This window comes from Halomonas sp. SpR1 (genome assembly GCF_031010175.1).
In the GTDB taxonomy this organism is placed as follows: Bacteria; Pseudomonadota; Gammaproteobacteria; order Pseudomonadales; family Halomonadaceae; genus Vreelandella.
Map to the genome: position 1 here is coordinate 1 of NZ_JAUAMB010000062.1, position 11,667 is coordinate 11,667.

Consider the following 11,667-nt stretch of genomic DNA (forward strand, 5'->3'; position numbering starts at 1 on the left):
GCCAATCACCCTATACTTGTTCATGGTCTTCTCCCGTCTTGAATGAAGTGACACTTTCATTCTGGCGCATTTTGACGCCGACAATGGGGGGGAGGAGACCATCTCATCATCCTTGGGCGCTACTTTTGCCATCCATGGCAAAAGACCCTCGCTTCAGCCTGCCCTCGACCCCTGTTAGAAAGTTTTTAAAGGTAGCAGTTGCGAATAACCGCAATCACTAAACCTGTATACACAGCCAGTTCCCTGGCTGTGCTAGACTAGCCGCCTATTTTTTGATCCGGCAGCGGCTACTATGGACGACGTCACGGCGATTCTCGATCAGCTCAACTCCGCCCAGCGCGAAGCAGTGAGCGCCCCCCAAGGTAATCTGTTGGTGCTCGCAGGCGCTGGCTCCGGTAAAACCCGCGTGCTGGTGCATCGCATCGCCTGGCTGATGCAGGCGGAAGGGCTGTCACCCTACGCGCTGCTCGCCGTCACCTTTACCAATAAAGCCTCAAAAGAGATGCGCACGCGCCTTGAGGCGCTGCTGAGCCTCTCAATGCGCCATGTATGGGTGGGCACCTTCCACTCTATCGCCCACCGCCTGCTACGCACTCACTGGCAGGACGCCAAGCTGCCGCAACACTTTCAAATCATCGACTCCGACGATCAGCTACGCTTGGTCAAACGGCTGCTGAAAGATTACTCCATCGACGACGAGCGCTACCCGCCGCGCCAAGTGCAGCACTTTATCTCCGGCTGTAAGGAAGAGGGGCTGCGCCCGCACCAGGTCAATGTCGACGGCGATGCCTACATGGGCCAGATGGTGGAGCTGTATGAGCGCTACCAGCTCACCTGCGAGCGGGGAGGTCTGGTCGATTTCGGCGAGCTGCTGCTGCGAAGCCTCGAGCTACTGCGCGATAACCCGACACTTCTGAAGCACTACCAGGAGCGCTTTGGCCACGTGCTGGTGGATGAGTTTCAGGATACCAATACGCTACAATACGCTTGGCTAAAACTGCTCACCGGCATGCAAACCCCAATGACCGCCGTCGGTGATGACGACCAGTCGATCTACGGCTGGCGCGGCGCCAAGGTGGAGAACATCAGCCGCTTTGAGCAGGAGTTCCCGCAACCCCACACCGTTCGGCTTGAGCAAAACTACCGCTCCACCAGCGCGATTCTGGAAGCTGCTAATACGCTGATCAGCCATAACAGCGAGCGGATGGGTAAAAACCTGTGGACTGACGGCATCGAGGGCGAGCCAATCTCGATCTACGCCGGGTTTAACGACCTGGAAGAAGCCCGCTATATCGTCGATACCATCAAAGAGAAGGTCGACGAAGGCTTCAACCGCCGCGATATCGCGATTCTCTACCGCTCCAATGCCCAGTCACGACTGCTGGAAGAGACGCTGATTCGCCAAGGTATGCCCTATCGGATTTACGGTGGCCACCGCTTCTACGAGCGCCTGGAGATCAAAAACGCCCTGGCCTATCTACGCCTGATGCTCAACCGCGATGACGACGCCTCGCTGGAGCGCGTGATTAACGTGCCCACCCGCGGCATCGGTACGCGCACGGTGGAGATTGTTCGCCTGCGCGCCCGTGAGCAGAGCATTCCATTGTGGCAGGCGCTCCATGACGCTATTCACGACGGTACCTTGAAAGGCCGCGCCGCCAATGCGGTGCAAACCTTCGCCAATCTGATCGAGCAGCTCGATAACGATGCTTCCGGCATGGCGCTGCACGAGATTATCGATCACGTTACCGTACATACCGGTTTGATTGAGCACCACAAGAGTGAGCGCGGCGAGAAAGGCCAGGCGCGGGTCGAAAACCTGGAAGAACTGGTCACCGCCGCCCGCGCCTTCACCCAAGGCGACGTATTCGAAGCCCCCGAAGCGGGCGAAGGCATGGCGGCGCTGGAAGCGTTTCTCTCGGAAGCCGCCCTCAACGCCGGTGACCACGAAGCCGAAGAGTTTGAGGATAGCGTCCAGCTAATGACGCTGCACTCGGCGAAGGGCCTGGAGTTCCCCGTGGTGTTTATCGCCGGCGTTGAAGAGGGCCTGTTCCCGCATAAAATGTCGCTCGAAGAGCCGGGCAGGCTCGAAGAGGAGCGGCGGCTCTGCTACGTGGGCGTCACCCGCGCCATGCAGAAGCTCTACCTGACCCACGCTGAAACCCGCCGTTTACACGGCAAAGAGGTGTTCCCGCGACCGTCGCGCTTTCTACGCGAGCTGCCGCCCCACCTGTTGGAAGAAGTCCGCCTGCGCGGGCATATTTCCCGCCCGGTCACCGCGTCGCGCACCTCCTTTGCCCAGCAAAGCGTCGAGGGCAGCGACGACCTACCCAGCCTGCACGTCGGCCAGGGAGTTGAACATCCGGTATTTGGCGAAGGGATTATCCTTAACGCGGAAGGCGAAGGCGCCCGCGCCCGAGTACAAGTCAGCTTTGAAGGCGAAGGGGTAAAATGGCTGGTACTCGGCTTCGCCAAGTTGACGCCGCTTTAAGCCCAGGGCTTTTACTCAACAGGTAGATCATCATGAAACAACGCTTAAAACGCCTATTTCCCGAAGTTAGTAACGGCTGGCAGGCACTCAGCGGTTACCAGCGTTTTGAACGCTTGGTATCGATGGTACTGACGCTCGCCATTGGCGGCGCGGTGCTCGTCGCCATGTATTATCTGGTTATTCATGTGGTGCAACTGCTGTTTATTCAAAGTCGCGACCCGTTTGACTATCGGGTATTTCAAGCACTGTTCGACATGATTCTTACCGTCTTGATTGCCATGGAGTTCAACAACTCCATCATCCGCACGATGACCAGTGGTAAAGGTTTCATCCACGTTGAGATCGTCGTACTCATTGCCATTATGGCGCTGGTGCGTAAGTTTATGGTGTTGGATATGGAAATCATCGACCCCTGGCAGATCGGCGCACTTTCGATGGCGGTCTTGGCGTTAGGCGGCTGCTATTGGCTGGTACGCCATGGCAACAGCATGAAAGACGCAGCAGATGATTAAACAAGCTTGCGGGCTAAATTCGCTATACAGCATACTAACTAGCGAATACCGCGCACTCTGCGCCCTATAACAACAGTATGTCTAACTCTGGAGTTTTGCTCACCATGCAACGCCGTAACTTCCTCAAAACCGTCGGCCTGGGTGCCGCCGGTGTCGCTGCTGCCCCTTTTGTCACCACCTCTAGCGCGCGCGCTCAAGAGACCTATACCTGGGACATGGTCACTTCGTGGCCGAAAAACTTTCCTGCCTTGGGCACCGGTGCGAATGATTTCGCCCGCCGGGTAGAGCAACTCTCCAATGGCCGCATGCAGATCCGCGTCCACGGTGCGGGTGAATTGGTACCCGCTCTGGAAGTGTTCGACGCCGTGGCTGCCGGAACCGCTGAAATGGGCCACTCCGCCTCTTACTACTGGCGCGGCAAAGTGGCTGCCTCGCAGTTCTTTACCGCCGTGCCGTTCGGCATGACCACCACCGAAATGAACGCCTGGTTGTACCATGGCGGTGGCCAGGAGCTGTGGGATGAGATCTACGCCAATCACAACCTTAAGCCGTTTGCCGTGGGTAATACCGGCGCGCAGATGGGGGGCTGGTTCAAGAAAGAGATCAACTCGCTAGACGATATGCAGGGGCTGAAACTGCGTCTTCCTGGCTTGGCAGGTGAGGCGATGAACGGCATCGGCGTGAGTACCGTCAATATGCCGGGGTCGGAAATCTTTACCTCGCTGCAAACCGGCGCACTGGATGCCGCTGACTGGGTAGGGCCGTATAACGATTTGGCGTTTGGGTTGCATCAGGTAGCTGACTACTACTACACCTCGGCGTGGAACGAGCCCTCTGCGGTACTGGAAGGCACGATCAACCTGGATGCCTGGAATTCGCTGCCGGAAGACCTGCAGGACGTGATCCGCGAGGCCGCACGAGCGTCTAACATGGCCATGATCAGCGAATTTGCCTTCCGCAACGCCCAGGCACTGGAAGCGCTGGTCGATGAGCATGGCGTTCAGCTACGTACTTTCCCCGAGGACGTGATGGCAGCGCTTTACACCTCGTCGCTGGAAGCGATTCAGCGTCAGGTCGACAGCGACGAAGAGTCTCGCCGTGTTTACGAGTCTTATTCTGCTTTCCAGAAGCTATTGCGCCCGTTCAGCGATGTGGGTGAATACGCCTACCTCAAGAACCGTGATAACGTTGATGGCTAAAGGGTTAGACAGCTAAGCGACAAGCACGGCAAAAGGGCGCACTAAGCGCCCTTTTGCTATTTGCGACGGGGTCTTGATGGGAGAGCTAGTCGCTATGTACCGCGCGAATGCGCCCATTATCGTCCAAGGCGACCATAACAAAGCGCGCTTCGGTGACTTTTTGGCGCTCCTCTATGCGCTGCCCATGGGGCGGGCGCACCCAGACCTCTACGTCAATTTTGATCGAGCTATGGCCAATCTCTTGTACCTGGGTGTAAACGCTGACCATCGAGCCCACGCGTACCGGGCTTAGAAAGTCCATGGCCTCAATCGCCACGGTCGCCGTGCGGCCACCCGCTTCACGCCCGGCCGCCAGCTCAGCTGCTTGATCCATTTGATTGACCAGCCACCCACCGGGTATATCACCATAAAAATTGGTATCTTGGCGGGAAGCCAGTAATTTTAAAGTTAGTTGCCCTTGAGGCGCGGGAACGTCGTCCAAATCGGTTTCCAGAAGAGTCATGAGTTAGTCGCTTAGTCAGTTTATTGTTGTAAACGTTGCAGATAGTCACGTTGTTTAGGTGTATTGCTGCATCGCAACACAAAGAAGTAGTTTCAGTTAACCATAAGAGGACGCTTGTTTGAATACTCGTTGGAGGACTCTTTTCATTAATGAGGGGGTAACTTTCACTGTTCGACGCACCTTATTAAGCCGGGCAGTGGCTATCCTGATGCTGGCACCCACCCTCGCTTGGGGGCAACCAGCCGCTATCAGCGGTACTTTGGGCGCAGTGGGCTCCGACACAATGGCGGGGCTAATGCTGCGCTGGGGTGAAACCCTCACTACCCGCTATCCGGAGGTAAAGCTGCAATTTCAAGCCAGCGGTTCGGCCAGTGCGCCCACAGCGCTGATGGCTGGCACCACCCGGCTTGGCCCGATGTCTCGCCCGATGACTGGTGAAGAGCGCAATAACTTTATTGAGCGCTATGGCTATCCGCCGCTGGAATTAAAGGTCGCCCGTGACGCGCTTATCGTTATCGTACACCGCCATAACCCTCTGCGTGCACTCACCCGCCAGCAGGTCGACGCCATTTTCTCTACCTCGCGCGCCTGCGGTGGCGAAACAGCAATCAGACGCTGGGAGCAGCTTGAAGCAACCCGTGACTGGTCATTTGGCCGTATTGCGCTGCACGGGCGCAATCTTGCCTCGGGCACCCACGGATTATTTCAAGAGAGGGCATTATGCGGCGGTCAATTTCGCGACGATATCAGCGAGCACCCGGGCTCTTCCGCGGTGGTCGCCGCGGTGGGAGAATCGGCCAATGCGATGGGCTACGCCGGGTTTAACCACCTCACCCCAGCCGTGCACGCGTTAAGCCTCTATAACGACGCGGGCACTGCCATACCGCCCAACGAAGCGGCGATACAAAGCGGCGATTACCCGCTGTCGCGCTACCTTTATCTCTATGTAAACCTGCCGCCTGGCGAGACGTTGCCGCCACCTGAACAGGCACTATTAACGCTGATTCTATCCGAGGAGGGTCAACAAATTGCTCGCGCATCTGGTTTTGTCCCATTAACTCAAGAGGTTATCAGCGAACAGCAAAAGCGCCCTTAACGCTCAACAAAAAGCGGCAAACCACTGTCATCTAACTGACACATAATTGTCTTAGGGTAAGGAATCTTTCTATGTACGGTTTTTCGCGACATCTTGTTTTTCACTATATTTTGGTCAGCGCTATGATCACCTCGGTTTTGCCATGATATCCACATGACCCTACCTCGGTTACCCTCTTCTCGACAGCCGCTTAGACTGCTGAAAGACCGTATGGCCACCGGTTTAATTACCGCGGGTGGCGTGGGCGTGCTGCTGGCAATCCTGGCTATCGGTGTCTTTTTGGTGTGGGAAACCCTCCCGCTATTGGCGATTGGCGACACCTTGGCGCTGGCTAAGCTCTCGCCCCTGGCATGGGGCACCCTCAAGGCCGCACTCGCCGCCCTGCTGTTCGCCATTCCCGTAGCTTTAGGGGCTGCAATTTACTCCGCACTGTTTATGTCACCCCGCTTGCGTTCGCGCATCAAGCCCGCGCTCGAAATGATGGAGGCTATCCCCGGTGTGGTGGTGGGCTTTATTGCCGGGCTTATCCTGGCGCCTTGGGTCGAGCGTCATCTCGTCAGCGCTTTGGTGCTGATCATTTGGCTCCCCCTCAGCGCCGCGCTTGCCGGTTTACTCTGGCAGTTGGCCAAATCACGACTACGCCGCCGATTAGCGCTTTCCTGGGCAGGCCTTTGGCTAGTTCCCTGGCTTGTCCTGATGGTGGCGATAGCGCTATGGCTCGCGCCGTGGCTGGAGCAGCAGTGGTTAGGCGGTGACCTACGCCAATTGCTCGATCAGCGCTATGGCATGGATTACGCCACCCGTAATGCGCTGATCGTCGGTATTGCCATGGGCTTTGCCGTTATCCCCAGCATCTACTCACTGGCGGAAGACGCGCTGGCCGACGTGCCCTCGACCTTAATAGAGGGCGCCCAAGCACTGGGGGCCAGCCGCTGGCAGGCGCTGTGGAAAGTGGCCCTCGTGGCAGCGGGCCCAGGGATCTTCTCAGCGATCATGATTGGAGCAGGCCGGGCGGCAGGCGAAACCATGATAGTACTGATGGCCAGCGGCAATACCGCCCTGTTTAGCGCCAGCCCCTTCGAGGGTATGCGCTCCATGGCCGCGGCTATCGCCATTGAGCTGCCTGAAGCATCACCCGGCGGACAGACCTACCACCTGCTGATTTTGGCCGCGCTGGTGCTATTTATATTTACGTTTCTGGTTAACACCCTTGCCGAGGTCGTCCGACAACGCTTGCGCCGCCGCTACCATCAGATAGGAGGCGCATTATGACCTCTGTCTCGGCCAACTCGGCATCTCGCCGCCCTCGTTTTAGCTGGTTAAATGCGCTATGGCCCTGGCTATGTGCAGCCAGCGTAGCGCTTTCCCTGCTGATGCTGGGCGCCTTGCTGACGCTACTGCTGGTGCGCGGGCTAGGTCACTTCTGGCCCGCCACGCTGGAAGAGATCACCCTTAGCTCAGGTGAAACCTTTGCTGGCCAAGCCGTACGCGAGGTCGCGCTGCCCCAACAGGCAGGGGAAGAACGCCTCTATTTCACCGGCAACCAGGATATCGATGGCGTTCGCTGGCGCTGGGTGGCGATTGATGAAATTGTCGAGCGCGCCCAACCCAAAGACCTGATCCGCGTCGAACGCAGCCCCTGGGGGGATTTTATTGGCCGTTTAGTGGCTATTGAGCAGGGCGGTGAGCGCTGGGAAGGAGACACCGCTTGGCAGCAGTTGGCGGTTCTCTTAACGCTACCCGCCAACCAGCGCCAGGAGAGCCAGCTACTACTCACCACCGTGGACGGCCAAACCCTGCGCCAACCGCTGGCCAGCGTGGTGAGCGCTCAAGCGCCCAATGCCATGAGCGGGTGGCAGAAAATGCTCGCCTGGGGGGATGAGGTTTGGCGGTTTTTGAGCGAGGGCCCACGAGCAGCCAATACCAATGGTGGCGTCTGGCCCGCCATATTTGGCACGGTGCTGATGGTGATTTTAATGTCGGTGATGGTGACCCCGTTTGGGGTGCTGGCCGCTATTTATCTCAATGAAATCGCTCACCAGGGGCGATTGACACGCCTGGTACGTATTGGTGTGCGCAACCTCGCGGGCGTTCCGTCGATTGTGTATGGGGTATTTGGCTTAGGGGTGTTTGTGTATGGCATCGGCGGTTCGCTGGATGAGTGGTTTTTCAGCGATACGCTGCCTTCGCCCACCTTTGGCACCGGCGGCCTGCTATGGGCATCACTCACCCTCGCGCTACTCACCCTACCGGTGGTGATTGTGGCAACAGAAGAGGGGCTGGCGCGCATTCCCGAGGCGCAGCGGGAAGGCGCTGTGGCGCTCGGCGCTACACGCTTAGAGATGCTCACCCGCATTGTGCTGCCCATGGCCGCCCCCGCCATGCTAACGGGGGTCATCTTAGCGGTCGCCCGTGCGGCCGGTGAAGTGGCGCCGTTGATGCTCGTGGGGGTCGCGAAGCTGGCGCCTCAGATGCCCATCGATGGTGAGTTTCCTTACCTGCATTTAGAGCGCAAGTTCATGCACCTTGGCTATCATTTATTTGATACCGCCTTTCACGGCGAAGATGTGCAGGCCGCCATACCACTGGTTTACGCTACGGCACTGCTTTTAGTGTTGATTGTGCTGCTGCTTAACCTAACTGCCATATTTCTGCGTCATTATCTTAGCCGTCAACGGGGAAACGAATGCTAGCGTCATTACATTCAGCCAATACCTCTCAGGCACCAGTGGCGCACTTTCCGTCTGAACACAGCTGCCTGAGCATCGATCACTTTAGCCTCGCTTATGCGGGGAAAGAGGCGTTGCGCGACTTAACCCTAAGCGTGCCCCGGCATCGTGTCACGGCCTTCATCGGCCCGTCGGGTTGCGGTAAGTCGACGCTGCTTCGGGCCATTAACCGTTTGCACGATCTTAATGAGTTGGTATCCCACAGCGGTCAAATCACGCTGGAAGGGCAGGATATTCATGACCCGCAAATGAATGTAACCGAGCTGCGGCGGCGTGTCGGGATGGTATTTCAAACACCCAACCCCTTCCCCATGTCGATCTATGAAAACGTGGCCTTTGGTCTGCGACTGCAACAGCGCCTCCCTAAACGCAAAAGGGACGACATTATTGAGTGGGCATTAACATCTGCAGCCTTGTGGGATGAAGTGAAAGATCGCCTGCACCGCTCCGCCTGGCAGCTTTCCGGTGGCCAGCAGCAGCGCCTGGTGATTGCCCGTACCTTGGCCGTACAGCCCGACGTGCTGCTGCTTGACGAGCCCGCGTCAGCACTCGACCCAATTTCAACCCTCAAAATTGAGGAGTTGATCCGTAACCTCAAATCGGAGCTAACGCTGATACTGGTTACCCACAATATGCAACAAGCAGCGCGCGTCTCAGATTACACCGCCTTTTTGCATCAAGGTGAGCTGGTTGAATACGGGCCTACCGATCAAGTCTTCACCAACCCCCGTTTGCAACGTACCGAAAACTACATCACCGGCCGCATCACCTAGGCCTTAGCGACGGAAACGTCAGGAGTGCTCCATGGATATTACTAGCGACTCTCACAGCCAGCATATCTCTCGCCAGTTCAACCAGGAGCTGGAAGAGCTGAAGACCCATCTGATGGCCATGGGCGGTCTGGTGGAAAAACAAGTGCAGGACGCTGTCTTTGCCCTACTGGAAGGCGATACACGCTTGGCCGAGCAGGTGCGTGACAATGATCGTCAGGTCAACGACCTGCAGCTGCAAATCGACGACGAATGTACCCGCGTACTGGCGCGCCGCCAGCCTGCAGCATCAGATTTGCGCCTGGTGCTGGCCGTCATCCGCGCCACCTCAGACCTTGAGCGCATTGGCGACGAAGCCAGCAAAATCGCCCGCAATGCGCTGCTACTGAGTGAAAATACCAGTACCATTCGCGGCTTGGTGGAAGTACGTCACATCAGCGAGCACGTGCGTAAAATGCTGCGCGATGCGCTCACCGCCTTTGCCCGCTTTGATACCGACCTAGCCATGCAGGTCGTGCGTGAAGATGAGCTGGTAGACGACGAGTACAGTAGCGCGATGCGCTCGTTAATGACCTTTATGATGGAAGACTCACGTTCGATTACCTCAGTACTCAGCATCATGTGGGTACTGCGCGCGCTGGAGCGGGTTGGTGACCATGCCGATAACCTCGCTGAGTACGTGGTTTATCTTGTCAAAGGGCTGGATATTCGCCATAGCGACACCGACGACCTGGATCCGAAGGTACTAAAAAAGTCTTGACCTGATAGGGGTTTCCTCCTGCAATACGTCCAGGCTGCTAAGCGGTCTGGACGTTTGAATCACGAGGAGCTGCCCAACATGCTGGATGCTGTCACTGCGCTTAGCCGAGGTACACGCTGTGTGTATCAGTCGGGTATGCGCCGCTATATTTTCCTGCCGATTTTAGTCAATCTGATTGTCTACGTGAGTATGTTCAGCTTTGTGCTCAGCCGCTTCGATGGCTGGTTGGCTCATTGGATGAGCATGGTACCTGCCTGGCTTGATTGGCTAGCGTGGCTTATCTGGCCCCTGTTTGTGATGAGTCTGTTAGTGGTGGTGTTTTTTACCTTCACGCTGATTACCAGCCTAATTGCCGCCCCTTTTTACGGCTTCTTAGCCGCGAAAGTTGAAATCCAAGCCACTGGCCGTGAGCCCATTGATGACCGAAATCTGGCCAAAACATCCATTGATGCGGTGGGTCGTGAATTTGTTAAGCTCGCCTATATTTTGCCGCGTGCCGCCGGCCTGTTTGTGATCAGTTGGATTCCCGGCGTCAATTTAGTCGCCCCGCTACTCTGGGCGCTGTTTTCCGCCTGGGTGATGGCCATCACCTATTTGGATTACCCCATGGATAACAACAAGGTAACGTTTGCCGATATGCGACAACGGCTCGCTAAGCGCTGGTGGCAAAGTCTCAGTTTTGGGGGGCTGGTCACGCTTATCACCTGGATTCCGCTAGCCAATCTATTTCTGATTCCCGGCGCTGTCGCGGGTGCCGTACTGCTTTGGGATGACCACTATAGAGACGGCATGTAATGACGCACATAGTGACGCAAATAATGACGCACGTGGCATCACGCCGCAGTAGGCGCTTATTACCCAGGCTATACTGCTTTGCTACCTTTACGTTTTAGCTAAATTACCCTCCATTCAATAAACAATAAGGAATAAACGCATGTTAAAACCGATGGCTTGGCTGTGTGGCGTACTCTTGATGGGCGCCATATCTATTTCAATGACGTCTGGAGCACTCGCCCACGACGTGCAAACAGACGCTCTGCGCATCACGCACCCCTTCGCCACACCCACCCCACCGGGTGCTGAAAACGGCGCCGCGTATGTAGATATCACCGCCTTTTCAGACCCCGTTACTCTTATTGGCGCGAGCAGCGCGGCAAGTAACAGCGTTGAGCTGCACGATATGCAAATGAACGGCGACATGATGCAAATGCGGCATGTGGATGAGATTCGTATCGAGGCAGGGGAGACTTATACCATGCGCCCTGGTGGCGGCTTTCACCTAATGCTGCTTGGTTTAACCGGGCCGCTAAAGGAGGGGGAGCGGTTCCCTCTCACACTCACCTTTGCGGAACAGGGTGATGTGGACATTGAAGTCTGGATTCAAAGCGCCCAAGAAGGTAGCGAAGCAGCTGATGGGCATCATCACTGATGTCGGTTACTTTTATTACATAGCAAATAACACATAGAAAAAACCCCGCCGAATGAACTGACCCCAAAAACTTGGACAGTAAAACACTAAGCGGACAAGGCCTGAGCTCGGTACTGCACCGGGCTCAGGCCTTTTAGTTTGGACTTGATGCGCTCGTGGTTATAGTAATGGATGTAGTG

At 56.6% G+C, this 11,667-nt stretch carries 13 protein-coding genes; 11 read left to right on the forward strand and 2 right to left on the reverse strand.

From position 1 onward, the window contains the following. From QT231_RS23565 to QT231_RS23580, 4 genes are all read left to right on the forward strand, one after another. A partial coding sequence (locus tag QT231_RS23565) for a hypothetical protein (RefSeq protein ID WP_308339212.1) occupies nucleotides 1–221 on the forward strand: 221 nt, incomplete at its 5' end. A gap of 71 nt (nucleotides 222–292) precedes the next feature. Beyond that, entirely contained in the window at nucleotides 293–2,491 is a 2,199-nt protein-coding gene (gene uvrD, locus QT231_RS23570; RefSeq protein WP_308339213.1) for a DNA helicase II, read from the forward strand. A 32-nt stretch (nucleotides 2,492–2,523) separates the two neighbouring features. Further along, entirely contained in the window at nucleotides 2,524–3,003 is a 480-nt protein-coding gene (locus QT231_RS23575; protein WP_308339214.1) for a phosphate-starvation-inducible PsiE family protein, read from the forward strand. Between the two features lie 104 nt (nucleotides 3,004–3,107). Next, entirely contained in the window at nucleotides 3,108–4,202 is a 1,095-nt protein-coding gene (locus tag QT231_RS23580) for a TRAP transporter substrate-binding protein (protein ID WP_308339215.1), read from the forward strand. Between the two features lie 85 nt (nucleotides 4,203–4,287). Here QT231_RS23580 and QT231_RS23585 read toward each other — a convergent pair whose 3' ends face one another. Next, nucleotides 4,288–4,704, reverse strand: coding sequence for an acyl-CoA thioesterase (locus QT231_RS23585; RefSeq protein WP_022521117.1), 417 nt, complete (start codon nucleotides 4,702–4,704; stop codon nucleotides 4,288–4,290). A gap of 208 nt (nucleotides 4,705–4,912) precedes the next feature. On the opposite strand from QT231_RS23585, the gene QT231_RS23590 reads away from it, so the two are divergent. From QT231_RS23590 to QT231_RS23620, 7 genes are all read left to right on the forward strand, one after another. Beyond that, nucleotides 4,913–5,800 (forward strand): phosphate ABC transporter substrate-binding protein, encoded by an 888-nt coding sequence (locus QT231_RS23590; RefSeq protein ID WP_308339216.1) that lies wholly within the window; start codon nucleotides 4,913–4,915, stop codon nucleotides 5,798–5,800. Nucleotides 5,801–5,953: 153 nt separating this feature from the next. Next, the gene (locus QT231_RS23595) at nucleotides 5,954–7,072 is read left to right on the forward strand and encodes an ABC transporter permease subunit (protein WP_308339217.1); all 1,119 of its coding nucleotides are present in this window, start codon (nucleotides 5,954–5,956) and stop codon (nucleotides 7,070–7,072) included. Continuing rightward, the gene (gene pstA, locus QT231_RS23600; RefSeq protein ID WP_308339218.1) at nucleotides 7,069–8,493 is read left to right on the forward strand and encodes a phosphate ABC transporter permease PstA; all 1,425 of its coding nucleotides are present in this window, start codon (nucleotides 7,069–7,071) and stop codon (nucleotides 8,491–8,493) included. Before QT231_RS23595 ends, pstA begins: the two co-directional genes overlap by 4 nt. Next, nucleotides 8,487–9,302 carry a phosphate ABC transporter ATP-binding protein PstB gene (gene pstB, locus QT231_RS23605; protein WP_308339219.1) on the forward strand — a complete coding sequence of 272 codons (816 nt, stop codon included), beginning with the start codon at nucleotides 8,487–8,489 and terminating at the stop codon, nucleotides 9,300–9,302. The genes pstA and pstB overlap by 7 nt, the downstream gene beginning before the upstream one ends. A gap of 31 nt (nucleotides 9,303–9,333) precedes the next feature. Continuing rightward, nucleotides 9,334–10,059: a phosphate signaling complex protein PhoU gene (gene phoU / locus QT231_RS23610; RefSeq protein WP_088698318.1), complete on the forward strand. Its 726-nt coding sequence runs from the start codon at nucleotides 9,334–9,336 to the stop codon at nucleotides 10,057–10,059. A 78-nt stretch (nucleotides 10,060–10,137) separates the two neighbouring features. Continuing rightward, nucleotides 10,138–10,854, forward strand: a complete 717-nt coding sequence (gene cysZ / locus QT231_RS23615; RefSeq protein WP_308339220.1) for a sulfate transporter CysZ — start codon at nucleotides 10,138–10,140, stop codon at nucleotides 10,852–10,854. Between the two features lie 139 nt (nucleotides 10,855–10,993). Beyond that, nucleotides 10,994–11,488: a copper chaperone PCu(A)C gene (locus QT231_RS23620; protein WP_308339221.1), complete on the forward strand. Its 495-nt coding sequence runs from the start codon at nucleotides 10,994–10,996 to the stop codon at nucleotides 11,486–11,488. 86 nt (nucleotides 11,489–11,574) lie between these two features. On the opposite strand, the gene QT231_RS23625 is transcribed toward QT231_RS23620, so the two are convergent. Beyond that, on the reverse strand, nucleotides 11,575–11,667 hold a 93-nt coding region (locus QT231_RS23625), incomplete at its 5' end, for an IS3 family transposase (protein WP_308338364.1).

Bases quoted from the DNA above. Each gene is read 5' to 3' on its own strand.
- uvrD (WP_308339213.1), top strand. From the start codon at position 293: ATGGACGACGTCACGGCGATTCTCGATCAGCTCAACTCCGCCCAGCGC.
- QT231_RS23575 (WP_308339214.1), top strand. From the start codon at position 2,524: ATGAAACAACGCTTAAAACGCCTATTTCCCGAAGTTAGTAACGGCTGG.
- QT231_RS23580 (WP_308339215.1), top strand. From the start codon at position 3,108: ATGCAACGCCGTAACTTCCTCAAAACCGTCGGCCTGGGTGCCGCCGGT.
- QT231_RS23585 (WP_022521117.1), bottom strand. From the start codon at position 4,704: ATGACTCTTCTGGAAACCGATTTGGACGACGTTCCCGCGCCTCAAGGG.
- QT231_RS23590 (WP_308339216.1), top strand. From the start codon at position 4,913: ATGCTGGCACCCACCCTCGCTTGGGGGCAACCAGCCGCTATCAGCGGT.
- QT231_RS23595 (WP_308339217.1), top strand. From the start codon at position 5,954: ATGACCCTACCTCGGTTACCCTCTTCTCGACAGCCGCTTAGACTGCTG.
- pstA (WP_308339218.1), top strand. From the start codon at position 7,069: ATGACCTCTGTCTCGGCCAACTCGGCATCTCGCCGCCCTCGTTTTAGC.
- pstB (WP_308339219.1), top strand. From the start codon at position 8,487: ATGCTAGCGTCATTACATTCAGCCAATACCTCTCAGGCACCAGTGGCG.
- phoU (WP_088698318.1), top strand. From the start codon at position 9,334: ATGGATATTACTAGCGACTCTCACAGCCAGCATATCTCTCGCCAGTTC.
- cysZ (WP_308339220.1), top strand. From the start codon at position 10,138: ATGCTGGATGCTGTCACTGCGCTTAGCCGAGGTACACGCTGTGTGTAT.
- QT231_RS23620 (WP_308339221.1), top strand. From the start codon at position 10,994: ATGTTAAAACCGATGGCTTGGCTGTGTGGCGTACTCTTGATGGGCGCC.